This window comes from Pseudomonas sp. NPDC096917, from assembly GCF_044762555.1.
Taxonomy (GTDB): domain Bacteria; phylum Pseudomonadota; class Gammaproteobacteria; order Pseudomonadales; family Pseudomonadaceae; genus Aquipseudomonas.
Window position 1 is genome coordinate 89,937 of sequence record NZ_JBIWEO010000015.1, and the last position, 23,502, is coordinate 113,438.

The window sequence follows — 23,502 nt, forward strand, 5'->3', positions numbered from 1 at the left end:
TATCGTGGAGATCAGTTGATGATTTACGAAGGTAAAGCCATCACGGTTACGGCTCTTGAAAGTGGCATCGTCGAACTCAAGTTCGATCTCAAGGGTGAGTCCGTCAACAAGTTCAATCGTCTAACCCTGAACGAATTGCGTCAGGCAGTGGATGCGATCAAGGCAGATGCTTCGGTCAAGGGTGTCATCGTTTCCAGTGGCAAAGACGTCTTTATCGTCGGCGCAGACATCACCGAATTCGTCGAAAACTTCAAGTTGCCGGATGCCGAGCTGATCGCGGGCAACCTCGAAGCCAACAAGATCTTCAGTGATTTCGAAGACCTCAACGTTCCGACAGTCGCGGCCATCAATGGCATCGCATTGGGTGGCGGACTGGAAATGTGCCTGGCAGCGGATTTCCGCGTCATGGCTGACAGCGCCAAAATTGGCCTGCCAGAAGTCAAACTGGGCATCTACCCAGGCTTCGGCGGCACTGTGCGTCTGCCGCGCCTGATCGGCGTTGATAATGCTGTCGAGTGGATCGCTTCGGGTAAAGAAAACCGTGCTGAAGACGCGCTCAAAGTCAGTGCCGTTGATGCTGTAGTGACCGCTGACAAGCTGGGCACTGCCGCGCTGGACCTGATCAAGCGCGCTATCAGTGGCGAGCTGGATTACAAGGCCAAGCGCCAGCCGAAGCTTGAAAAACTCAAGCTCAACGCGATTGAACAAATGATGGCTTTCGAAACCGCCAAAGGTTTCGTCGCCGGTCAAGCGGGCCCGAACTACCCGGCGCCGGTTGAAGCGATCAAGACCATCCAGAAAGCCGCGAACTTCGGTCGTGACAAGGCGCTGGAAGTCGAAGCCACAGGCTTTGCCAAGCTGGCGAAAACCAGTGCTTCGCAATGTTTGATTGGCCTGTTCCTGAACGATCAGGAACTGAAGAAGAAAGCCAAGATCTACGACAAGATCGCCAAAGACGTGAAGCAGGCTGCCGTGCTCGGCGCAGGCATCATGGGTGGCGGTATTGCCTATCAGTCGGCCTCCAAAGGCACGCCGATCCTGATGAAAGACATCAACGAGCACGGCATCGAGCAAGGTCTGGCAGAAGCCGCCAAGCTGCTGGTGGGTCGCGTTGATAAAGGCCGCATGACCCCGGCAAAAATGGCCGAGGTGCTTAACGGCATTCGTCCTACTTTGTCCTACGGTGATTTCGGCAACGTCGACCTGGTGGTCGAAGCGGTTGTTGAAAATCCGAAGGTCAAGCAAGCCGTTCTGGCAGAGGTGGAAAACCACGTTCGGGAAGATGCCATTCTGGCGTCCAACACGTCGACGATTTCCATCAGCTTGCTCGCCAAAGCCCTTAAGCGTCCGGAAAACTTTGTCGGCATGCACTTCTTCAACCCCGTGCACATGATGCCGCTGGTTGAAGTGATTCGTGGCGAGAAGTCCAGCGACCAGGCTGTGGCCACCACCGTTGCCTACGCCAAGAAAATGGGCAAAAACCCGATCGTCGTTAACGACTGCCCGGGCTTTTTGGTCAACCGCGTTCTGTTCCCGTACTTTGGCGGTTTCGCCAAGCTGGTCAGCGCCGGTGTCGACTTCGTGCGTATCGACAAGGTGATGGAGAAATTCGGCTGGCCGATGGGCCCGGCGTACCTGATGGACGTGGTCGGCATTGACACCGGACACCACGGTCGCGACGTGATGGCTGAGGGCTTCCCGGATCGTATGAAAGACGACCGCCGCTCAGCGATCGACGCGCTTTACGAGGCCAAGCGCCTGGGTCAGAAGAACGGCAAGGGCTTTTACGCCTACGAGGCCGACAAGAAGGGCAAGCAGAAGAAGGTCGTTGATTCGAGCGTGCTTGAAGTGCTCAAGCCGATTGTCTACGAGCAGCGCGATGTCACTGACGAGGACATCATCAACTGGATGATGATCCCGCTGTGCCTGGAAACCGTGCGCTGCCTGGAAGACGGCATCGTTGATACCGCAGCCGAGGCCGACATGGGCCTGGTGTACGGCATTGGCTTCCCGCTGTTCCGTGGCGGCGCGCTGCGCTACATCGACTCGATCGGTGTTGCACAGTTTGTAGCCCTGGCTGATCAGTACGCTGAACTGGGCGCGCTGTACCACCCGACTGCGAAGCTGCGTGAAATGGCCAAAAACGGTCAGAGCTTCTTCGGTTAAGCGCCCCATTAGAGTGAGAGTGAAATTATGAGCTTGAATCCTAGAGACGTGGTGATTGTCGACTTCGGTCGCACCCCGATGGGCCGCTCCAAGGGTGGCATGCACCGCAACACCCGTGCTGAAGACATGTCTGCGCACCTGATCAGCAAAGTGCTGGAGCGCAACAACAAGGTTGACCCTAACGAAGTCGAAGACGTGATCTGGGGCTGCGTCAACCAGACCCTGGAGCAGGGCTGGAACATCGCGCGCATGGCGTCGCTGATGACTCAGATCCCGCACACTTCGGCGGCACAAACCGTAAGCCGCCTGTGCGGTTCCTCCATGAGCGCCCTGCACACTGCTGCGCAAGCGATCATGACCGGTAACGGTGACGTGTTCGTGGTTGGCGGCGTCGAGCATATGGGCCACGTGAGCATGATGCACGGCGTTGACCCTAACCCGCATATGTCGCTGTACGCGGCAAAAGCGTCGGGCATGATGGGTTTGACCGCCGAAATGCTTGGCAAGATGCACGGCATTACCCGTGAGCAACAGGATGCCTTTGGTGTGCGTTCTCATCAGTTGGCCTACAAGGCAACGATTGAAGGCAAATTCAAAGACGAAATCATCCCGATGCAGGGGTACGACGAAAACGGCTTCCTGAAAATTTTCGACTACGATGAAACCATCCGTCCGGAAACGACCCTGGAAAGCCTGGCGGCATTGAAGCCTGCGTTTAACCCTAAAGGTGGCACCGTTACGGCGGGTACGTCCTCGCAGATTACCGACGGTGCCTCATGCATGATCGTGATGTCGGCTCAGCGCGCTAAAGACTTGGGTCTTGAGCCGCTGGCCGTGATCCGCTCGATGGCAGTGGCGGGTGTTGATCCGGCAATCATGGGCTATGGTCCAGTACCGGCTACACAAAAAGCATTGAAGCGCGCGGGCTTGAATATGGCCGATATCGACTTCATTGAGCTTAACGAAGCTTTCGCTGCACAGGCTCTGCCAGTGCTGAAAGATTTGAAAGTGCTCGACAAGATGAATGAGAAGGTTAACCTGCACGGCGGTGCAATCGCTCTGGGCCATCCATTTGGATGCTCGGGTGCTCGTATCTCCGGCACTTTGCTCAATGTGATGAAGCAAAATGGCGGCACTTTCGGGTTGTCCACCATGTGCATTGGTCTTGGCCAGGGCATTGCCACTGTCTTCGAACGCGTTTAAAGCGTTGCGTTGATAGAAGCCGGGGCCATGTGCCCCGGTTTTTGTTTTTAGGTGTTTTTCTTTTTTTATTTGCAGGGGGCCGCAACATGGCGCTACAACCTGGGCTCTATCAACATTACAAAGGGCCGCAATATCGGGTATTCAATGTCGCTCGCCATTCGGAAACCGAAGAGGAAGTGGTGTTTTACCAAGCCCTGTATGGCGATTACGGCTTTTGGGTTCGCCCGTTGAGCATGTTCCTTGAGACGGTCATCGTTGAAGGTGAGCAGGTCCCGCGTTTTGCCTTGATTGAGGCAGAACCGAGCATTTTTTCTCGGCCATAAGGCCTGGTCGCGCAGAACCCTGTGCTTGACCTCACCTTGTAGCCACTATATATAGCGGTGCCGCGTCAGGCGCTCACCGCCTTTCACTTCTAGAATTCAGGAATTTTCTGATCCATGGGCAAATCGCTGGTCATTGTGGAATCCCCGGCTAAGGCCAAGACCATCAACAAGTACTTGGGCAACGAGTACGTGGTGAAGTCGAGTATCGGCCATATCCGAGACCTGCCCACCAGCGGTTCGGCTAGCGCCAGCAAAGAACCTGCTGCCAAGCGTGGTAAGGCAGCGGCGGGCGAAGCGCCGGCTCTGTCGCCTAAAGAGAAGGCTCAAAAGCAGCTGATCTCGCGCATGGGGGTCGATCCCGAGCATGGCTGGAAAGCCAAATACGAGATCTTGCCTGGCAAGGAAAAGGTCATCGAAGAGCTGCGCCGGCTCGCCAAAGATGCTGACACCATCTATCTCGCAACCGACTTGGATCGCGAAGGGGAAGCCATTGCCTGGCACCTGCGCGAAGCCATTGGTGGTGATGACAGCCGCTACAAGCGCGTGGTGTTCAACGAAATCACCAAGAAGGCGATTCAAGAAGCTTTCTCCAAGCCGGGTGAGCTGGACATCAATCGGGTGAACGCCCAGCAGGCGCGTCGCTTCCTCGACCGTGTCGTGGGTTATATGGTGTCGCCGCTGCTGTGGGCAAAAATTGCCCGTGGCCTGTCGGCTGGTCGCGTGCAGTCGGTTGCCGTGAAGCTGGTGGTTGAGCGTGAGCGTGAAATTCGTGCGTTCAACCCTGAAGAGTACTGGGAAATTCACGCTGATCTTGGCACTGCCAAGGGCGCGAAAGTACGCTTCGACGTTGCCCGCGAAAAAGGCGAGGCCTTCAAGCCGCTGAACGAAGCCCAGGCCATGGTCGCGCTGGAGAAGCTCAAAGCCTCCAACTACACCATTGCCAAGCGTGAAGACAAGCCGACCAGTAGCAAGCCATCGGCACCGTTTATTACCTCCACCTTGCAGCAGGCCGCGAGTAACCGCCTGGGCTTCGGGGTGAAGAAAACCATGATGATGGCCCAGCGTTTGTACGAAGCGGGCTACATCACGTATATGCGTACCGACTCCACTAACCTCTCGGCCGATGCGGTCGCGATGGCGCGCACCTACATTGAAGGTGAGTTTGGCGAGTCCTACCTGCCGCCGACCCCCAACGTCTACAGCAGCAAGGAAGGCGCACAAGAGGCTCACGAAGCGATTCGTCCTTCTGACGTGAATATGCACCCGACCAAGCTGTCGGGCATGGAGCGCGACGCTGAGCGCCTCTACGAGCTGATCTGGCGTCAATTCGTGGCGTGCCAGATGCTGCCGGCCAAATACCTGTCGACTACCGTTAGCGTGGCGGCGGGTGATTTCGAGTTGCGTGCCAAGGGCCGGATCCTGAAGTTCGACGGTTATACCCGTGTGATGCCGCAAATTACCAAGCCGGGCGATGATGACGTATTGCCTGATATGGCTCAGGGCGACGTGCTCAAACTGATCGATCTCGATCCGAGTCAGCACTTCACCAAGCCACCTGCGCGCTACTCCGAGGCCAGCTTGGTAAAAGAGATGGAAAAACGCGGTATTGGTCGTCCTTCGACCTACGCGGCGATTATCGGGACCATTCAAGACCGTGGTTACGTGGCGCTGCACAACCGCCGTTTCTACTCAGAAAAAATGGGCGATATCGTTACCGAACGTTTGTCCGAGAGCTTCTCTGACCTCATGGACTATGGCTTCACCGCCGGCATGGAAGAGAACCTTGATGACGTGGCGCAAGGCGAGCGCGACTGGAAAAACGTGCTTGACGAGTTCTACGGCGACTTCAAGAAAAAACTTGAAGTTGCAGCTGCGCCGGATGGCGGCATGCGCGCCAACCAGCCGGTCATGACCGATATTGCGTGCAAGGAATGTGGTCGTCCGATGCAAATTCGTACGGCTTCGACAGGCGTGTTCCTGGGTTGCTCGGGGTACAGCCTGCCGCCGAAAGAGCGCTGCAAGGCCACCGTTAACCTGGTGCCGGGCGACGAGATTGCTGCGGACGACGAAGGTGAATCCGAGTCGCTGGTACTGCTGGGCAAACATCGTTGCCCGATTTGCAGCACGGCGATGGATGCCTACCTGCTGGATGAGAAGCACAAGCTGCACATCTGCGGTAACAACCCGGATTGTGTGGGTTACGAAATCGAAGAAGGCAACTACCGCATCAAAGGCTACGAAGGGCCGAGCCTGGAGTGCGACAAGTGCGGCAGCGAAATGCAGCTTAAAACGGGCCGTTTCGGTAAGTTCTTCGGTTGCACCAACCCTGAATGTAAAAACACCCGCAAACTGCTGAAAAACGGTGAGGCGGCGCCTCCGAAAATGGATCCGGTGAAAATGCCGGAGCTTAAGTGCGAGAAAGTCAACGACACCTACATCCTGCGTGACGGTGCATCGGGCTTGTTCCTGGCGGCGAGCCAGTTCCCGAAAAACCGTGAAACTCGTGCGCCGTTGGTGATGGAGATCATTCCTCATAAGGATGAGATTGATCCCAAGTATCACTTTCTGTGTGAAGCGCCGAAGAAAGACCCGGATGGTCGCCCGGCGGTTATTCGCTACAGCCGCAAAACCAAAGAGCAATACGTGCAGACGGAAGTGGATGGCAAGCCCACAGGCTGGCGTGCGTTCTACGAGGGTGGTAGCTGGAAAGTCGAAGACAAGCGTAAAGAAAAAGACGCTTGATACCGAGCTGACTGGCTAAAAAAAACCGCGCAAGGGCTGCATGCCTTGCGCGGTTTTTTTGTTGGCAGAATATGCCTATGCGTGATGGCTAGCGATTGAGTCAACGCTGCCCCACGTGAGGGCGAACTTGCTTCGTGATCGTTTGATCTGTCTGGTGGAGGGGGATCGCACAGGCAAGCGCCAAAAACAAAAGATCGCAGCCTTGGGCAGTTCCTGCGTAGGCAAAATCGTTATAAATGCCCGCATCGCGGCCTTGCGCCAATATGCCCTAATCCCTGAGACTGCTGGCCAGCCCTTATTCAATTTGCTGTGGAGCGCCTCAACATGGCTCACGAACTCTATACCCGTACCAATCAGAAAATTTATTTCGCTGGCCTGGCGCTTGAGGCTATGAACAAGGCGGGCGAAGGCCGGGCCATGAATGCTCAGGCGCTGGTTCAGGCTGAGCGCGAGTCAGCTGTGTTTCATCTGTATGGGGCACTTTTGGGTTTGTGTCACGAGATTGCTGGTTTTTATCGCTTGCCTCAGGTCACTGCCACCCGTGTTGAGTTGCTGCTGACTCAAGAAGTGTTGGATACGGTTGCGATTCCAGAATTGGCTGAAATGGTCGAACTGGCACGAGCGCCGCACACCTGGTTGGCGCAATTGGTTGCGACTCATGCAGCGTTGTACCAGCCGTTGCAAGCGCCGAAGAAGGTTAAGGTAGACGTGTTTCAGCCTCTGATCGAGACAGTCAGCCTGGAGGACGAGGCGCCCGGGGAGTTGAGTCGCGAGACGCTGGAAGAGTGGCGTCAGAACCTCAAGGGTTTGGCCATTCGCTTTCGTGATGGACTCAACGAGTGTTGATGGTCGCGTATAAAACTGTACAGTCATTCATCAGTCAGTCACTAAACTGTCTTAGATCCTGGAAAAATTACAAAGGATGACTGATATAATCCCGCGCTTTCGTGGAGAACAAACTGATATGCCAACGTCCTTTCTAGAAATTGTCGAATTGCCAGACGGCCGTATCGAGTTGCGCCGGGCTGAAGACGAGGGGTCTTTGGTGACGCTCAACTTCTCTGAAGACGCCAAGGCTTTTCTTCAAGGTCAACACGTCGAGGTGGCCAAAGCCATGCTCAGCGTGGGTGTGCAGATGGCTGGCCGATTGGCCGAAGGCGAGCTTGAAAAAGACGAAGGGCCGCGCATCCTGCACTAGGCACTTAATGAGCAATGCGTGTCACCGACAGGCTTGAGCGTTGCGCACAAGCCCTGTATTCAGCCCAGGCGAATATTCAAGCTTTGCCCATGTCCGGTACGTGCTGCGCCAATCAGTTGTTGGCGAGCGGCGACGGTCAACGGGTTTATCCAGCTGACCACGGTATGGCTGCGACCTAAACGCAGCGCTTCGCAGGTGAGTTGCATGGCGCTTTTGTTGCCGTTGGGTAGCAGGAGCAAAATACGCTCGCGGTTCAACCCGGCATCGCGCAGCCAGCTTTGAGTCAGGCTGGCAGGCGGTGCTATCAGGGTCAGCCATCGGTCGTCTTGTTGCTCGCTCAATTCGCGGAGCATGGGGGCCAGCAGGTTCAGGCAGTTTCCGGCAGCACCGCGCAGCGACAACTCACTGAAGACTTCAGGTTCGGCGCTCCAGGGCGCATCGAGTACTTCTTTGATCGCGCAGGGCCTGGGTTGCGCCATGAACACTTCGAACAGAGGGAGTTGTGCTGGTAGCGGAGTGTGTGGGAACTGCATGGCGTCTCCTTTTAGCGGCGGATAACGCCGACGCTCAGGCCTTCGATAATCAGCTCTTGCTCTTTGAGATTGACCTCAATGGGCGCGAAATCCGGGTTTTCAGCGATCAGCCAGACCTTGCTGCCTTCACGCTTGAAGCGCTTTACAGTGACTTCGTCGTCAATGCGGGCCACTACAATCTGGCCGTTTCGGGCTTCGCGGCAGGTATGGACCGCTAGGAGGTCGCCATCAAAGATGCCGACGTCCTTCATGCTCATGCCTTGTACCCGCAGCAAATAGTCGGCGCGCGGGTGGAAGAAGGTCGGATTGATGTTGCAGGACTCTTCGACGTGCTCTTGCGCCAGGATCGGGGCGCCTGCAGCGACTCTGCCGATGATGGGTAGGGTAGATTCGTCAACCTTGGCCTCAAAGCCGGGGATGCGAATGCCGCGAGAAGCGCCGGGGGTCATTTCGATAGCGCCCTTGCGAGCAAGGGCCTTGAGGTGCTCTTCAGCGGCGTTGGGGGATTTGAAACCCAGTTCCTGTGCGATCTCGGCACGGGTGGGCGGGTATCCGTTTTCATCCAGGCATCGCTTGATGAAGGCCAGGATCTCAGCTTGGCGTGGCGTCAGTTTTAACATAGTGATCGCTCTGTCTTTTTATACAGTGACTGGGATTATATACAGTGAAGGCTTATTGGCAATCACCCATTTCCAGCCATCCGCTGGACGGTCAATGGCGGGTTGAGTGAGCCGTCTTTTATCAGGCGAAGCCTTGCTGGCGGGGGCTGTGGTTAAATGCCAGACCGCCCGGTCGCAAACCGAATACGCCGCCTTGACTTTTTACAAGTCGAAACGTATGTTTCAAACAACTGTTTAAATGTTTTGTCAGGCGGAGTAGCCATGGCCCAGTCGGAAACCGTTGAACGTATCCTTGATGCTGCTGAGCAGCTGTTCGCGGAAAAAGGTTTTGCTGAAACTTCATTACGGCTGATCACCAGCAAAGCCTCGGTCAACCTTGCGGCGGTCAATTACCATTTTGGTTCAAAAAAAGCGCTGATCCAGGCGGTTTTCTCGCGCTTTTTGGGGCCGTTTTGCGCCAACCTTGATCGCGAGCTGGAGCGTCGTCAATCCAAGCCCGAAAATCGCCCCAGCCTTGAAGAGCTGTTGGAAATGCTGGTTGAGCAGGCGCTGGTGATTCAGCCGCGCAGTGGTAATGACCTGTCCATTTTCATGCGCTTGCTGGGTTTGGCGTTCAGCCAGAGCCAAGGGCACTTGCGTCGCTATCTGGAAGACATGTACGGCAAGGTTTTCCGCCGTTATATGGTGCTGGTGAACGAAGCTGCGCCTCAGATCCCGCCCATTGAGCTGTTTTGGCGTGTGCACTTTATGCTCGGCGCAGCGGCGTTCAGCATGTCGGGGATCAAAGCCTTGCGTGCCATCGCAGAAACCGATTTTGGGGTTAATACTTCAATCGAGCAGGTGATGCGTTTAATGGTGCCATTTCTCGCGGCCGGTATGCGTGCACAAACCGGTGTCACGGACTCGGTGATGGCCAACGCCCAGCTTCGTCCCCGCAGTAAAACCCCACCGGTCGCCGTCAAGGTTTGACCGCCTGCGGGTGGGCGCGGCAGCTTTGTTCCGCTAAGCTAGCCGCCATGCCCAGCCCTGACTTATTCCCGTCTATTGATTCGCCGCTGCCTCTCTGGTGCGTGGCGTTCAGGCGTGTGCCTGCACCGTTGAACCGGGGAATAAGCGCTTTCTCTCTTAAGGATTTTCCATGAGTTGTGCCCTGCAAGGCTCCTTGATGGTGGACGTCGCCGGTACCTGGCTGACGGCCGAAGACCGGCAATTGCTGCGCCAGCCTGAGGTGGGCGGGTTGATCATCTTTGCCCGCAACATTGAGCATCCGCGGCAGGTGCGTGAGTTGAGTGCGTCGATTCGTGCCGTGCGCCCCGATTTGCTGTTGGCCGTCGACCAAGAAGGCGGCCGGGTGCAGCGTCTGCGCCAGGGCTTTGTGCGTCTTCCGGCCATGCGCGCGATAGCCGATAACCCCCATGCCGAGTACCTGGCAGAGCAATGCGGCTGGATCATGGCCACTGAAGTGTTGGCCGTCGGCCTGGATTTAAGCTTTGCCCCGGTACTGGACCTTGATTACCAGCGCAGCGCGGTGGTGGGCACTCGTTCTTTCGAGGGGGATCCTGAGCGAGCGGCTTTGTTGGCGGGTGCTTTTATTCGCGGGATGAATGCTGCGGGTATGGCTGCTACGGGTAAGCATTTTCCTGGGCACGGGTGGGCAGAGGCTGATTCTCATGTAGCCATTCCTACTGATGAACGCAGTCTTGAGCAGATCCGCGCCCACGACCTGGTGCCATTTGCCCGTTTGAGCAAGCACCTGGCGGCCGTGATGCCTGCGCATGTGATTTACCCGCAAGTCGATAGCCAGCCAGCCGGGTTCTCGCGACGCTGGTTGCAGGAGATTTTGCGTGGCGAACTGCAATTTGACGGCGTCATTTTCAGTGATGACCTGTCGATGGCCGGCGCGCACGTGGCGGGCGATGCTGCCAGCCGCATTGAAGCGGCCTTATCGGCCGGTTGCGACATGGGCCTGGTGTGCAACGACCGTGCAGCTGCCGAGCTGGCGCTCAGTGCGGCCCAGCGCCTCAAGGTCACGCCATCGCCACGCATTGCGCGTATGCGGGCTCAGGCCTGGGCCAGTACCGATTATCGCCAAAGCCCGCGTTGGCAGGTGGCGATGGGCGCGCTCAAAGATGCTCAACTGATCGATTAACTGAAGTTTTAAGAGGCATGGCTCAATGACGGTTTACGCAATTATTGGTGGCACGGGACTGACTCAACTCGACGGGTTGACTATTAGTCGCTCGTTGGCCCTCGACACCCCTTACGGCCCAACCTCGGCGGATATTCAGATCGGTGAGTTTGGCGGTCGTGAAGTACTGTTTCTGGCGCGCCACGGTCATCCGCATCGTGTACCGCCACACCAGGTCAACTACCGTGCCAACCTGTGGGCGTTGAAACAGGCCGGGGCCGAGGCGATTTTGGCGGTGAACGCTGTGGGCGGGATCCACATGGCCATGGGCACCGGGCATTTCTGCGTGCCGCACCAATTGATCGACTACACCAGTGGTCGTGAACACACCTATTTCGCCGGTGATCTGGAGCATGTCACTCACATCGACTTCAGCTATCCCTACACCGAGTCCCTGCGCGAACAACTGATCAACGCGCTGGCGGCTGAGGGGTGTGCCTACAGCAGCCACGGCGTGTACGCGGCCACTCAAGGCCCGCGACTTGAGACGGTGGCTGAAATTGCCCGTCTTGAGCGCGATGGTTGCGACATTGTCGGTATGACCGGCATGCCGGAAGCGGCACTGGCCCGTGAGTTGGACCTTGATTACGCCTGTCTGGCGTTGGTGGTCAATCCGGCAGCAGGCAAGTCCACGGCGATCATCACCATGGCTGAAATCGAACAGGCGCTGCATGACGGCATGGGCAAGGTCAAAGCGACCCTGGCGCGCGTACTGGCGGGTTAACGCAACATCTGCAGGAGCGAGCGTGCTCGCGATCCTTTAAAAGATCAAAAGATCGCGAGGCAAGTTCGCTCTGCAGCGTTATGGATTGTTTCAGCGTTTCTCGACTTTAGGCGGCAACGGTGCAAACAGCGCATCGATGTCGTCGTCCTGCAATTTCCAGTCTCCGGCCATTCGACCGTCTAACACTCCTGCAGCCAAATCCGACTTTTCTTGCTGCAGGTGCTGGATTTTCTCTTCCACGGTGCCGCGCGCAATCATCTTGTACACAAACACCGGTTTTTCCTGGCCGATGCGATAGGCACGGTCGGTGGCCTGGTTTTCAGCGGCCGGGTTCCACCACGGATCGTAGTGAATCACCGTGTCGGCTTCGGTCAGGTTTAATCCCACACCACCGGCCTTGAGGCTGATCAGGAAGATTTGCAGGGTGCCGCTCTGAAAATCTTTAACCGGCGCACGTCGATCACGGGTTTGCCCGGTCAGCAGCGCGTAACGGACATTGCGCTTTTTCAGTTCCGCTTCGATCAGCCCCAGCATTGAAGTGAACTGCGAAAACAGCAGAATGCGACGACCCTCGGCAAACAGTTCTTCGAGCATCGCCATCAGGCTGTCGAGCTTGCCTGAGGTACTGCCTTTTTTGGGCGGGGTATCGCTGACCAGCCTCAGGTCGCAACAGACCTGGCGCAGTTTGAGCAACGCTTCAAGGATGATGATCTGGCTGCGGCCTACGCCTTTGCGGGTAATTTCGTCGCGGACTTTTTTGTCCATCGCCAGGCGCATCGTTTCGTATACGTCGCGCTGTGCTTCGTTGAGATCGACCCAATGGATAATCTCGGTTTTCGGTGGTAACTCGGTCGCCACCTGCTCTTTGGTGCGGCGCAACAGGAATGGTTTGATTCGCGCATTGAGGTGCTGCAAACGCTCGTCGTTGCCCTGGCGTTCAATCGGCACCCGGTAGTCACGGTTGAAAGCCTTGACGTCGCCCAGCCAGCCGGGGAGCAAGAAGTGAAACAGCGACCACAGCTCGCCCAAGTGGTTTTCCAGCGGTGTGCCGCTCAGGCACAGGCGCTGACGTGCGCTGAGTTCGCAGGCCGCTTGTGACGCCTTGCTGCCGGGATTCTTGATGTACTGCGCTTCGTCCAGAATCAGCACATGCAGAGGCAGTTTGGCCAAGTGCTCAATGTCTTTGGGCAGCAGCGCGTAGGTGGTCAGGATCAGGTCGTAGTCGTTGAGGTGCTCGAAGTGTTTTTTACGCGTCGCGCCATACAGCGCCAGCACCTTGAGTTGCGGGGTGAAATGCGCCGCCTCGTCCAGCCAGTTGGGAATCAGGCTGGTTGGCATCACCACCATGGCCGGGCGATCCAGTCGACCAGCGTTCTTCTCGCACAGAATATGCGCCAGGGTTTGCAGGGTTTTGCCCAGGCCCATGTCGTCCGCAAGAATGCCGCCGACTTCCAGCTGGCGCAGTGACTGCATCCAGCTAAGACCTTCAAGCTGGTAAGGGCGCAGATTGGCATTCAGGCCGTCGGGAGCCTCGACGCTGAAGTCTTTGATGTCGCGCAAGCGCTGGGCAAAACTGCGAATGTGCTCGCCGCCTTCCCAGCGCAAGGGCAGTGTATCCAGCGCGTTGAGACGGGGTGCATCGGCACTTTTGATCCGCAGCGTGGTGGCGCCCGGTTCGCCCAGGTAGAACTCGCCCAGCGTCGCCAACACCGGTTTTAGCCGCCCGTACGGCAGGGCCACTTGCAGTGGGCCGTGGCTGCTGTTCGGTGTGGCCGGGATATTGACCAGAATCAGTTCGTCGTCGCGGCGCTTGGCGAGCTTTTCGGGGCTCAGGATGTCGGTATGTGAACGCATCAGGTTTAGCAGAATCGGCAGCAAGCTCAGGCGCTGGCCGTTGACTATGATCCCCAGTTCCAGGTCGAACCAGTCGTGTTCGGGGGCTTCGTCGACGTTGGCGTACCAGTCTTCGACCGGGCTCAGGTCAAAGCCGAAGTCCTCGTCAATCTGCAACTCCCAGCCTTGCTCACGCAGGCCGGGCATCTGGTTCAGGGTGAAATTGAGCCAGGCGCTGTCGTTAACCATCTCAAACAACTCGCCAGCACTCTCCGGCAGGGCTTTGCTCTGGCGGGTGGCAATTTTGAAACCCAGTTCGCGCAACTGTTCGCGAAAGGCATTTTCAGCCTCGGGGTGGCGCTTGATTCGCAGAGTCTGGTGTTCCTGGCGAATCAGCACGTCTGCATTTTTTTGCCCGCTGACGTACTGCCCAAGGTAGTTGAATGACAGCGCGGCGCGATGCTGGATGTAGCGCTGCATTTTGCCATTGCGCGGCTCAAAGGCGCTGAACTCGGCGCTTGCCAGCCACAGACGCGGTATCGGTTGCACGTCCTCGCTCAGCACTTCGGGCAGTTTGTTGGGACGGCGCGAGTCGAGCACCGCCTGGAGTTTTTCCAGAAGCTCGGCGTCCTGGGCAGCAGCGGGGTAGTTCAAGGTGTCTTCAATCTTCAGTAATACGGCAGCGGTGTGCTTGCAGTTGGTGCGCACGGGGCAGGTGCAGTTCGCGCTCACCAAAAGCAGGGTGCCCTTGGCTGACTCGCGTAGTTGAATGCTTTGACGGTAAACGTTTTCTCCGGAGCCCTGACAGCTGGCCGTGATCAGGCTGTCGCCGATCTGGGCGATCCTCACACGGTTTTCCCGAGTGTAGCGTCGGCCACGCTCCAGGCTTTGTTCTTTGAATCGACTGACCCAAGTCGGTGCGAGCGGCTTGGTCAGTCGAGCGGTCAGGTTCTGAGGCATGGGTGTTTCATTGCGCAGGGCCCATCAGGACGACTTCGGTGTGAGGCGCTCAAACAGCGCTTCGAGGGTGTTGAAGCGTTCTTCCGGGCGCTCCATAGGCACCATGAATTTAAAGAGGGTGGCGCCTTCGAACTTGTAGCGGTTGGGTTGGCCTTGGATCAGTTTGATCAAGGTCAGTGGGTCAACCGGTGTGTCGCTGGCAAACTCAATTCGCCCGCCCTGTGGTCCCGCATCGACTTTTTTAATGCCCAGTTGCTCGGCCTGCAACTTGAGCAGGGTAATGCGCACCAGGTTTTTGGTCGGTTCGGGGAGCAGGCCAAAACGGTCGATCATCTCGACTTGTAAATCCTTGAGGCCGTCTTCATCGTTGGCCGAGGCGATGCGTTTGTAGAGAATCAGGCGGGTGTGCACGTCAGGCAGATAGGCTTCGGGAATCAGTGCCGGCACGCGCAGGTTGATCTCCGGCCCGCCACCGAGCGGCTGGTCGAGGTTGGGCTGTTCGCCCTTGCGAATCGATTTGACGGCCCGCTCAAGCATTTCCATGTACAGGGTAAAACCGACCGCCTGGATCTGGCCGCTTTGGCCGTCACCGAGTAATTCGCCCGCACCACGGATTTCCAAGTCGTTGGTGGCCAGGACAAAACCGGCACCCAGGTCCTGAGTATTGGCGATGGCTTCGAGGCGCTTTTGCGCGTCGCCGGTGATTTGCTGGCGCGGTGGCGTCAGCAGGTAGGCGTAAGCCTGGTGGTGACTACGCCCCACGCGGCCGCGCAGTTGGTGCAGTTGCGCCAGGCCGAACTTGTCGGCGCGCTCGATGATGATGGTGTTGGCGCTCGGCACGTCGATGCCGGTCTCGATGATGGTCGAGGCGATCAGCACGTTAAAGCGCTTGTGATAGAAGTCGCTCATCACCTGTTCGAGTTCGCGTTCGCGCATTTGGCCGTGGCCAATGCCGATTCGCGCTTCGGGCACCAACGCTGCCAGTTCTGCGGCGCATTTCTCGATGGTTTTGACGTCGTTATGCAGGTAGTACACCTGGCCGCCGCGCAGCAACTCACGCAGCAGCGCCTCTTTGACCGTGCTGTTGTTTTGCTCCATGACGAAGGTGCGCACCGACAGACGGCGCGCCGGTGGCGTGGCGATGATCGACAGGTCACGCATGCCCGACACTGCCATGTTCAGCGTGCGCGGGATTGGCGTGGCGGTGAGGGTCAGAATATCGACTTCACTGCGCAACGCTTTGAGCTGTTCTTTCTGGCGAACCCCAAAGCGGTGTTCTTCGTCGATGATCACCAGCCCCAGGTTTTTGATTTTGACGTCGTCTTGCAGCAGCTTGTGGGTGCCGATAACGATGTCGATCTTGCCTTCGGCCAGGTCAGCCACGGCTTGGTTAATTTCTTTGGCGGACTTAAAGCGGCTCATCACCTCAACCCGCACCGGCCAGTCGGCAAAACGGTCGCGGAAGCTGTTGTAGTGTTGTTGAGCAAGCAAGGTGGTCGGCACCAGAATCGCGACCTGACGGCCGCCGTGCACGGCAATAAAGGCTGCGCGCATGGCCACTTCGGTTTTGCCGAAGCCCACGTCGCCGCACACCAGGCGATCCATCGGCTTGGGCGACAGCATGTCGGCACGCACGGCTTCAATGGTGGTTTGCTGGTCCGGGGTTTCTTCAAACGGGAATCCGGCGCTGAACGTGGCGTAATCGGCTTTCGGGTCGGCAAATGCATAGCCTTCGCGAGCAGCACGGCGGGCATAGATGTCGAGCAACTCGGCGGCAACATCACGCACTTGTTCGGCAGCTTTGCGCTTGGCTTTTTGCCAGGTTTCAGAGCCCAGGCGATGCAGTGGCGCCAGTTCGTCATCGCTGCCGGTATAGCGGGCGATCAAGTGCAGGTTGGCCACTGGCACGTACAGCTTGGCGCCCTCGGCGTATTCGAGGGTCAGGAACTCGGCGACCTGGTTGTCGACTTCAAGCGTAGCCAACCCTTGATAGCGGCCCACGCCGTGGTCGATGTGGACCACGGGTGCGCCTTCGCGCAGTTCGGTGAGGTTTTTGATCACCGCATCGTTGTTGACGTCGGTGCGCTTTTCGCGGCGCCGACGCTGCATCACCCGTTGCCCGAACAGCGGGCTTTCGGCGATCAGCGCCAATGCCGGATCATCCAGCAACAGGCCTTCATCCAGCGGCGCAATCGTGATCGCCAGACGGTGTTTGCTGGCGACAAAGTCAGGCCAGCTGTCGACGGTTTTCGGGCGTAGCTTCAAGCGTTCGAGCAGTTCGAGCAGCACTTCGCGGCGGCCCGCCGACTCGGCGGTGAACAGCACGCGGCCATCAAACTGTTCAAGAAAACCAGACAGTGCGGCCAATGGCTGGTTGGCCTTGGCTTCAATGGCCAGGTTGGGCAGTTGATGGGCCGCAAAGCGTTCGCGACTGCTGCCAGTGTCTACGTCATCTTGGCTGGCGACCACGCGCGGCCAGTTTTTCAGGCGTGCAAAGCAGTCATCCACTGGCAGAAACAGTTCGGCGGGCGGCAAGAGGGGGCGCGAGGGGTCTATTCGACGTTCTTCGTAGCGGTTGCGCACGTCCGACCAGAAGTTCTCGGCGGCTTGTTCGATGCCCGGCAACGAAAACACCTGGGTGTCGCCTGGCAGGTAATCAAACAGGGTTGAGGTGTCGTCGAAAAACAGCGGCAGGTAGTACTCAATACCTGCAGGGGTAATTCCGCTGCTCAAGTCCTGAAAGATCGGGCAGCGACGGAAGTCGACATCGAACCGCTCGCGAAAGCGCGCCTTGAAGCGGGTCACGGCGTCCTTTTGCAGCGGGAACTCGCGCGCGGGCAGCAAGCGTACCGATTCGACCTTGTCGATGGAGCGCTGGGTTTCCGGGTCGAAGGTGCGCAGGGTTTCGATTTCGTCATCGAACAAGTCGATCCGATAGGGCAGTTTGCTGCCCATCGGGAATAGGTCGATCAGCGCGCCGCGCACCGCAAACTCGCCGTGTTCATACACCGTGTCGACGCAGCGATAGCCGCTGGCTTCGAGACGGGTGCGCATCTGCTCCACATCCAGCTTCTGCCAGACATCCAGCACCAGGCTGCTGCCCAGCAGGAACTTGGTCGGCGCCAGGCGATGTAGGGCGGTGGTGATCGGCACTACCAAAACCCCGTGATCCAGCTCTGGCAGCCGGTACAGGCTGGCGATGCGCTGGGAAATGATGTCTTGGTGTGGCGAGAACAGGTCGTAGGGCAGGGTTTCCCAGTCAGGGAAATGCAGCACTGGCAATTCGGGAGCGAAAAACCTCAGTTCCTGCTCAAGGCGTTCGGCGCTCTGGCTGTCTGCGGTCAGGAGCAGGGTGAAGCGCTTGGCGGCGCTGGCAGCTTCGGCAATGGCGAGGCTCAGGGCAGCACCGGGCAGATTGCTCCAGTGCTGTTTACCTGCCGTAGCAGGAAGTTTGGGTAGACGCAGGACGGGCACGGAAGGTTGAGCTCCAAGCGTTGCGGCAAAGTTGGCAATTGTAACGGTCAAGGGGGTGGCTGTCAGTTACCGTCTTTAGAGAGGCATGGAAATCAGTGGGTTGTGGTGTGAAAGACTGAATTAAAGGGGGCAGCGTACGATTAATCAGGCAGAAAGCAGGGGTTGTTAAATTTTTTTTGCCTTGATTTGCTGGGGCTTAATCGTTTCAGTATCGGTGTGTGACAGGCGTGCATTGCCCATGTCTGGGCACGGCGGCATAATGTAGCCCCTTTTTTCAGCCCCTACATGTGGAAGGTTCCCGTGACTCAGAAGCCCGACCAGTGTCTTGGTGAATGGATCGACCGTGAAGCACTCGCAGAAGCGATGATTCCGCTTATCGGTCAGCTTTACCGCAATAACAATGTGGTGAGTTCGATCTATGGCCGCAGCCTGATCAACCGTTCAGTCATTGCGATTCTCAAGGCTCACCGCTTTGCTCGCCATCGCCAGTCTGACGACAGCGAATTGTCCGTACACGAAACTTTCCCGCTGCTCAAGGCGATGAGCGAGCTTAAGCTCGGCGCCGCTTCGGTAGACCTGGGCAAGTTGGCTGTCAAGTTCAAGACGCAAGGCAATGGCCGTACTGCTGAGCAGTTCGTGCGTGAAGAACTGGCCGATGTAGTGGGTCAGCAAAACGCCTCTGCACGCAAAGGCACCGACGTTGTGCTGTACGGCTTCGGTCGTATCGGTCGTCTGCTGGCACGCATTCTGATTGAAAAAACCGGTGGCGGCGACGGCCTGCGTCTGCGCGCCATTGTTGTGCGCAAAGGCGCCGAAAACGATCTGGTCAAGCGCGCAAGCCTGCTGCGTCGTGACTCGGTGCATGGTCCGTTCGATGGCACCATCGTGATCGATGAAGTCAACAACACCATCACCGCCAACGGCAACCTGATCCAGGTTATCTACGCGAAAAACCCTACCGAGGTGGATTACACCCAGTACGGCATTCAAAACGCACTGCTGGTGGATAACACCGGTGTATGGCGTGACGCCGATGGCCTGGGCCAGCATTTGGCTTGCCCTGGTATCGACCGCGTGGTGCTCACTGCGCCGGGCAAGGGCAAGCTGAAGAACATCGTCCACGGCATCAACCACGGCGAAATCACCGCAGACGACAAGATCATCTCGGCGGCATCCTGCACCACCAACGCTATCGTGCCGGTGCTCAAGGCTGTCAACGACAAGTTCGGCATCGTCAACGGTCACGTTGAAACCGTCCACTCGTACACCAACGACCAAAACCTGATCGACAACTTCCATAAAGGCGATCGCCGTGGTCGTTCGGCCGCGTTGAACATGGTCATCACCGAAACCGGCGCTGCGACCGCTGCGGCCAAGGCATTGCCTGAGCTGGCTGGCAAGCTGACCGGTAACGCGATTCGCGTTCCAACGCCGAACGTGTCGATGGCTATCCTCAACCTGAACCTTGAGAAGTCGGCTACCCGTGAAGAAATGAACGAGTACCTGCGTCACATGGCGTTGCACTCCGATCTGCACAAGCAAATCGACTTCGTGAGCTCGCAGGAAGTGGTTTCCACTGACTTCGTAGGCTCACGTCACGCCGGTGTTGTTGATGCTGAAGCGACCATCTGCAATGACAACCGCGTTGTGCTGTACGTGTGGTACGACAACGAATTCGGTTACAGCTGCCAGGTAGTGCGCGTAATGGAAGACATGGCCGGGGTTAACCCGCCAGCGTTTCCACGCTAAATACCACGCCTAAAAAAAACCCCGATTTGTCGGGGTTTTTTTATGCGCGGTATTGAGTGTTGAGCTGAACGCTACAAGCTGTAAAACCTGCAGGCTGCAGCTTAAGCCGCTTGCGCTATACGCAACTCATGCTTGTTACCGCGGAACAACACTACGGTCGCAATCAGCCCCAAAACCGCCGCCCCGGTGAGCCACAAGCCCGGTGCTGCCTTGTTGTCCAGCACGTGGATCAGGTACGTGCACGCCGCCGGGGTGAAACCACCAAAAGTCGCTGTCGCCAGGCTGTAGGCCAGCGAGAAGCCGGTGGTACGCACCTCAATCGGCATGATTTCGGTCAGGGCAACCACCATGGCGCCGTTGTATGAGCCATACAGGAACGACAACCACAGCTCTACGATGAGCAAGTGACTGAAGCTGGGGTTGGCCACCAGCCATGACAGCGCTGGGTAAGCCGTCAGAATCGCCAGTATGGTTGCACCTAGCAGCAAGGGTTTGCGGCCAACCTTGTCCGACAGTGCCCCCATGACCGGCAGCCAAAAGAAGTTCGACAGGCCAATACACACTGTTACCAGCAGCGCTTCCAAGTCTGTCAGGTGCAGTTCTGCCTTGCCGAAGGTCGGGGTGTAGGCGGTGATCAGGTAGAACGACACCGTGGTCATGACGACCAAGGCCATGCCGCCCAAGACCAAGCCAAAGTTCTGCCCTATAGAAGTTACGATTTCACGCAGGGTAGGGTGATGTTTACGGGCTTCAAACTCAGGGGTTTCTTCCATCGATTTCCGAATGACAAAGATCACTGGCACGATCATGCAGCCAATCAGAAACGGAATGCGCCATCCCCAGTCACCCATGTCTTCTGGGCTCAACCAGTGGTTGAGGCCCACGCCGAGCAAACCGGCAAACACCACGGCGGCTTGCTGGCTAGCGGACTGCCAGCTAACGAAGAAGCCTTTGCGACCCGGTGTGGCGATTTCCGCCAGGTAAACCGATACGCCGCCCAGTTCCACCCCCGCCGAGAAGCCTTGCAGCAAGCGGCCGAGCAATACCAGTAGCGGTGCTGCAACGCCCAGGGTGGCATAACCCGGTACGCAGGCAATCAGCACAGTGCCCATGGCCATGAGTGCGAGGGTGATGATCAAGCCTTTGCGACGACCATGACGGTCGATGTAAGCGCCCAGAAAAATCGCACCTAGTGGGCGCATCAGAAAGCCGGCGCCGAAGGTCGCGAGGGCAAGCATGAGTGATGCGAAAGCGCTGTCGCTGGGGAAGAAGGTTTTGGCAATGGCCGTGGCGTAAAAGCCAAAGACCATGAAGTCGAACATTTCGAGAAAGTTACCGCTGACAACGCGAAAAATCGCCTTGCCTTTGCCCGTACTGGAGGCCATCAGAAATCACCCGCTTTTATCTGTTTTATGCGTAATCCATGTTTTTTACTCGTCCACACTGCAAGATCAAGGCGTACGCCGTTGTACAAAACAGTTTTGTAACGATATGTGTATCGGTGAGTGTAGGCAACTTTTGTTACGGCTACCTGGGCGCTATGGCCTTTGGGCCAATAGCTCCTGGCGAAGTTTTTCGGGTAGCCCTTCGGGTGCGAGCCAGATGCCCAGATAGAGTCTGGCCAGCTCATGATTTTGGCTGTTGTAGATCACCGAGCCATTACGCTCAATGTTCAGCCCGCGTTTTGGGTCGTAGTCCAGTGCGTAGCGATCACCGCGCTTGATATCGCCGAAGCTGCTTTGCAGTTTTTTGAGTTCGGCCTCCTGGCGGGTCAGAAAAGCAACAGAGTGCTGGCGTTTGAGAATGGTGGTGCTGGCATCGGTGATGTCGCTGTGATTCAGGTCGCGCAGGTAGAACAACTCCAGGCGCAAATCGCGCTGATCGTCAAAAGCCTGTTGTGGGGTGACGTCGGGCGGGGTGTACAGTGCGGCGGCGTAGATGTCCGCCCACAAATACTTCAGCACAATCTGACTTTTGCGCGGCATGACCTGTGAACCGTCATGCCACTGCGCTGGAAAGTTCGCTTCCTTGAACAGCGCAGCTTCATCGGCCAGGCTGGTGGCGCTGTACACCAACAAAAGAACGATCAATATCTGACGCATGGTGGCGGGCCCTGATCGAGAGTGGTTAGAGGTTATGCCAGTTTTGTAAATCGAGTGTGCAGGCTGTTACAAATCTATAAGCGCTGCTGAACATGTCATGTAGTGAATGCAAAATTAGCCTACGACAAGACCAAGGGTTAATGTTCGCGGCGCTCAGGCTTCTATAGACTGTGTCCCACGTTTTGACCCTTCATGACGCTGGCCGCGACATGATTTAGCCGTAGGTGCCCAGCGTGGTGCCACGGCCTGTTCTGAGGAGTACGCATGGCTGTCTACAACTACGATGTAGTGGTACTGGGCTCTGGCCCTGCAGGAGAAGGTGCGGCAATGAACGCCGCAAAAGCAGGGCGCAAGGTGGCGATGGTCGATAGCCGGCGTCTGGTCGGCGGCAACTGCACGCACTTGGGCACGATCCCGTCCAAAGCCTTGCGTCACTCGGTTCGCCAGATCATGCAGTTCAACACCAACCCGATGTTCCGGGCCATTGGTGAGCCGCGCTGGTTTTCGTTCCCGGACGTGCTGAAAAGCGCCGAAAAAGTCATTTCCAAGCAAGTGGCTTCACGCACCGGTTACTACGCGCGCAACCGTGTTGACCTGTTCTTCGGCACCGGCAGCTTCACCGACGAACAAACCATTGAGGTGGTGTGCCCTAACGGCGTCGTTGAAACCCTGATGGCCAAGCAGATCATTATCGCCACCGGCTCGCGTCCGTATCGCCCGGCCGACATCGATTTCACTCACTCGCGGATCTACGATAGCGACACCATCCTGAGCCTGGGCCACACCCCGCGTAAGTTGATTATTTACGGCGCGGGCGTGATCGGTTGCGAATACGCGTCCATCTTCAGCGGCCTGGGTGTGTTGGTTGAACTGGTGGATAACCGTGAGCAACTGCTGAGCTTCCTCGACTCCGAGATCTCGCAGGCCCTGAGCTATCACTTCAGCAACAACAACATCACTGTTCGTCACACTGAAGAGTACGAACGCGTCGAAGGCGTTGAAAACGGCGTGATCCTGCACCTCAAGTCCGGCAAGAAGATCAAGGCCGACGCCTTGCTCTGGTGCAATGGCCGTACGGGTAATACCGACCAGTTGGGCCTGGAAAACGTAGGTCTTAAAGCCAACGGCCGTGGTCAGGTGCATGTTGATGAAAACTACCGCACCGATATACCGAACATTTATGCCGCCGGGGATGTGATCGGTTGGCCAAGCCTGGCAAGTGCCGCCCACGACCAGGGCCGTTCAGCTGCAGGCAGCATTGTCGATAACGGCAGCTGGCGTTTCGTGAATGACGTGCCGACCGGCATTTACACCATTCCGGAAATCAGCTCGATCGGTAAGAACGAGCAAGAACTGACGCAGGCCAAAGTGCCGTATGAAGTGGGCAAGGCGTTCTTCAAGAGCATGGCGCGTGCACAGATTGCTGGCGAGCCTCAGGGTATGCTGAAAATCCTGTTCCACCGTGAAACCCTTGAAGTGCTGGGCGTTCACTGCTTCGGTTATCAGGCTTCAGAAATCGTGCACATCGGTCAGGCGATCATGAACCAGCCGGGCGAACTGAACACCCTCAAATACTTCGTCAACACCACGTTCAACTACCCGACCATGGCCGAAGCCTATCGGGTAGCTGCCTATGATGGCCTGAACCGGCTTTTTTAAGCGGCTCCGGCCGGTGGCCTGAGCCGGC

At 57.3% G+C, this 23,502-nt stretch carries 17 protein-coding genes; 11 read left to right on the forward strand and 6 right to left on the reverse strand.

Features of this window, described 5'->3' with window-relative positions:
- The first annotated feature begins 18 nt into the window (after positions 1–18).
- The 6 genes from fadB to ACIQYF_RS18025 all read left to right on the forward strand — a co-directional run bounded on the left by fadB (position 19) and on the right by ACIQYF_RS18025 (position 7,632).
- On the forward strand, positions 19–2,166 hold the full coding sequence (gene fadB / locus ACIQYF_RS18000; protein ID WP_402864528.1) for a fatty acid oxidation complex subunit alpha FadB: 2,148 nt from the start codon (positions 19–21) through the stop codon (positions 2,164–2,166).
- A gap of 27 nt (positions 2,167–2,193) precedes the next feature.
- Entirely contained in the window at positions 2,194–3,369 is a 1,176-nt protein-coding gene (gene fadA / locus ACIQYF_RS18005) for an acetyl-CoA C-acyltransferase FadA (RefSeq protein WP_402864530.1), read from the forward strand.
- Positions 3,370–3,455: 86 nt separating this feature from the next.
- Positions 3,456–3,692, forward strand: coding sequence for a DUF1653 domain-containing protein (locus ACIQYF_RS18010; protein WP_402864532.1), 237 nt, complete (start codon positions 3,456–3,458; stop codon positions 3,690–3,692).
- A gap of 114 nt (positions 3,693–3,806) precedes the next feature.
- On the forward strand, positions 3,807–6,434 hold the full coding sequence (gene topA / locus ACIQYF_RS18015) for a type I DNA topoisomerase (RefSeq protein WP_402864534.1): 2,628 nt from the start codon (positions 3,807–3,809) through the stop codon (positions 6,432–6,434).
- 324 nt (positions 6,435–6,758) lie between these two features.
- Entirely contained in the window at positions 6,759–7,280 is a 522-nt protein-coding gene (locus tag ACIQYF_RS18020; protein ID WP_402864536.1) for a DUF6586 family protein, read from the forward strand.
- 118 nt (positions 7,281–7,398) lie between these two features.
- Complete coding sequence (locus tag ACIQYF_RS18025) at positions 7,399–7,632, forward strand: hypothetical protein (RefSeq protein ID WP_019408701.1); 234 nt, start codon at positions 7,399–7,401, stop codon at positions 7,630–7,632.
- A 59-nt stretch (positions 7,633–7,691) separates the two neighbouring features.
- On the opposite strand, the gene sulA is transcribed toward ACIQYF_RS18025, so the two are convergent.
- Both sulA and lexA read right to left on the reverse strand, forming a co-directional pair.
- Positions 7,692–8,165, reverse strand: a complete 474-nt coding sequence (gene sulA / locus ACIQYF_RS18030) for an SOS-induced cell division inhibitor SulA (RefSeq protein WP_402864538.1) — start codon at positions 8,163–8,165, stop codon at positions 7,692–7,694.
- An 11-nt stretch (positions 8,166–8,176) separates the two neighbouring features.
- The gene (gene lexA, locus ACIQYF_RS18035; RefSeq protein ID WP_402864540.1) at positions 8,177–8,785 is read right to left on the reverse strand and encodes a transcriptional repressor LexA; all 609 of its coding nucleotides are present in this window, start codon (positions 8,783–8,785) and stop codon (positions 8,177–8,179) included.
- Between the two features lie 261 nt (positions 8,786–9,046).
- Here lexA and ACIQYF_RS18040 point away from each other — a divergent pair, with 261 nt between their 5' ends.
- The 3 genes from ACIQYF_RS18040 to ACIQYF_RS18050 all read left to right on the forward strand — a co-directional run bounded on the left by ACIQYF_RS18040 (position 9,047) and on the right by ACIQYF_RS18050 (position 11,697).
- Positions 9,047–9,754 (forward strand): TetR family transcriptional regulator, encoded by a 708-nt coding sequence (locus tag ACIQYF_RS18040; RefSeq protein ID WP_402864542.1) that lies wholly within the window; start codon positions 9,047–9,049, stop codon positions 9,752–9,754.
- A 169-nt stretch (positions 9,755–9,923) separates the two neighbouring features.
- Complete coding sequence (gene nagZ / locus ACIQYF_RS18045) at positions 9,924–10,934, forward strand: beta-N-acetylhexosaminidase (protein ID WP_402864544.1); 1,011 nt, start codon at positions 9,924–9,926, stop codon at positions 10,932–10,934.
- Between the two features lie 25 nt (positions 10,935–10,959).
- The gene (locus ACIQYF_RS18050) at positions 10,960–11,697 is read left to right on the forward strand and encodes an S-methyl-5'-thioinosine phosphorylase (RefSeq protein WP_402864546.1); all 738 of its coding nucleotides are present in this window, start codon (positions 10,960–10,962) and stop codon (positions 11,695–11,697) included.
- 90 nt (positions 11,698–11,787) lie between these two features.
- Here the strand turns inward: ACIQYF_RS18050 and ACIQYF_RS18055 are convergent, their stop codons facing one another.
- Positions 11,788–14,490, reverse strand: coding sequence for an SNF2-related protein (locus ACIQYF_RS18055; protein WP_402864548.1), 2,703 nt, complete (start codon positions 14,488–14,490; stop codon positions 11,788–11,790).
- Positions 14,491–14,514: 24 nt separating this feature from the next.
- Positions 14,515–17,964: a transcription-repair coupling factor gene (gene mfd, locus ACIQYF_RS18060; RefSeq protein WP_402864550.1), complete on the reverse strand. Its 3,450-nt coding sequence runs from the start codon at positions 17,962–17,964 to the stop codon at positions 14,515–14,517.
- Between the two features lie 285 nt (positions 17,965–18,249).
- Here mfd and ACIQYF_RS18065 point away from each other — a divergent pair, with 285 nt between their 5' ends.
- Positions 18,250–19,713 carry a glyceraldehyde-3-phosphate dehydrogenase gene (locus tag ACIQYF_RS18065; RefSeq protein ID WP_402864552.1) on the forward strand — a complete coding sequence of 488 codons (1,464 nt, stop codon included), beginning with the start codon at positions 18,250–18,252 and terminating at the stop codon, positions 19,711–19,713.
- Positions 19,714–19,814: 101 nt separating this feature from the next.
- Here ACIQYF_RS18065 and ACIQYF_RS18070 read toward each other — a convergent pair whose 3' ends face one another.
- Positions 19,815–21,098, reverse strand: coding sequence for an MFS transporter (locus tag ACIQYF_RS18070; RefSeq protein WP_402864554.1), 1,284 nt, complete (start codon positions 21,096–21,098; stop codon positions 19,815–19,817).
- 153 nt (positions 21,099–21,251) lie between these two features.
- Positions 21,252–21,815, reverse strand: a complete 564-nt coding sequence (locus ACIQYF_RS18075; RefSeq protein ID WP_402864556.1) for a chalcone isomerase family protein — start codon at positions 21,813–21,815, stop codon at positions 21,252–21,254.
- A 264-nt stretch (positions 21,816–22,079) separates the two neighbouring features.
- Here ACIQYF_RS18075 and sthA point away from each other — a divergent pair, with 264 nt between their 5' ends.
- Positions 22,080–23,474 (forward strand): Si-specific NAD(P)(+) transhydrogenase, encoded by a 1,395-nt coding sequence (sthA, locus tag ACIQYF_RS18080; RefSeq protein WP_402864558.1) that lies wholly within the window; start codon positions 22,080–22,082, stop codon positions 23,472–23,474.
- Positions 23,475–23,502: the final 28 nt, after the last annotated feature.

What these genes read in the sequence shown, in the direction of transcription:
- fadB (WP_402864528.1), top strand. Translation starts at nt 19, where the DNA reads ATGATTTACGAAGGTAAAGCCATCACGGTTACGGCTCTTGAAAGTGGC.
- fadA (WP_402864530.1), top strand. Translation starts at nt 2,194, where the DNA reads ATGAGCTTGAATCCTAGAGACGTGGTGATTGTCGACTTCGGTCGCACC.
- ACIQYF_RS18010 (WP_402864532.1), top strand. Translation starts at nt 3,456, where the DNA reads ATGGCGCTACAACCTGGGCTCTATCAACATTACAAAGGGCCGCAATAT.
- topA (WP_402864534.1), top strand. Translation starts at nt 3,807, where the DNA reads ATGGGCAAATCGCTGGTCATTGTGGAATCCCCGGCTAAGGCCAAGACC.
- ACIQYF_RS18020 (WP_402864536.1), top strand. Translation starts at nt 6,759, where the DNA reads ATGGCTCACGAACTCTATACCCGTACCAATCAGAAAATTTATTTCGCT.
- ACIQYF_RS18025 (WP_019408701.1), top strand. Translation starts at nt 7,399, where the DNA reads ATGCCAACGTCCTTTCTAGAAATTGTCGAATTGCCAGACGGCCGTATC.
- sulA (WP_402864538.1), bottom strand. Translation starts at nt 8,165, where the DNA reads ATGCAGTTCCCACACACTCCGCTACCAGCACAACTCCCTCTGTTCGAA.
- lexA (WP_402864540.1), bottom strand. Translation starts at nt 8,785, where the DNA reads ATGTTAAAACTGACGCCACGCCAAGCTGAGATCCTGGCCTTCATCAAG.
- ACIQYF_RS18040 (WP_402864542.1), top strand. Translation starts at nt 9,047, where the DNA reads ATGGCCCAGTCGGAAACCGTTGAACGTATCCTTGATGCTGCTGAGCAG.
- nagZ (WP_402864544.1), top strand. Translation starts at nt 9,924, where the DNA reads ATGAGTTGTGCCCTGCAAGGCTCCTTGATGGTGGACGTCGCCGGTACC.
- ACIQYF_RS18050 (WP_402864546.1), top strand. Translation starts at nt 10,960, where the DNA reads ATGACGGTTTACGCAATTATTGGTGGCACGGGACTGACTCAACTCGAC.
- ACIQYF_RS18055 (WP_402864548.1), bottom strand. Translation starts at nt 14,490, where the DNA reads ATGCCTCAGAACCTGACCGCTCGACTGACCAAGCCGCTCGCACCGACT.
- ACIQYF_RS18065 (WP_402864552.1), top strand. Translation starts at nt 18,250, where the DNA reads ATGTGGAAGGTTCCCGTGACTCAGAAGCCCGACCAGTGTCTTGGTGAA.
- ACIQYF_RS18070 (WP_402864554.1), bottom strand. Translation starts at nt 21,098, where the DNA reads ATGGCCTCCAGTACGGGCAAAGGCAAGGCGATTTTTCGCGTTGTCAGC.
- ACIQYF_RS18075 (WP_402864556.1), bottom strand. Translation starts at nt 21,815, where the DNA reads ATGCGTCAGATATTGATCGTTCTTTTGTTGGTGTACAGCGCCACCAGC.
- sthA (WP_402864558.1), top strand. Translation starts at nt 22,080, where the DNA reads ATGGCTGTCTACAACTACGATGTAGTGGTACTGGGCTCTGGCCCTGCA.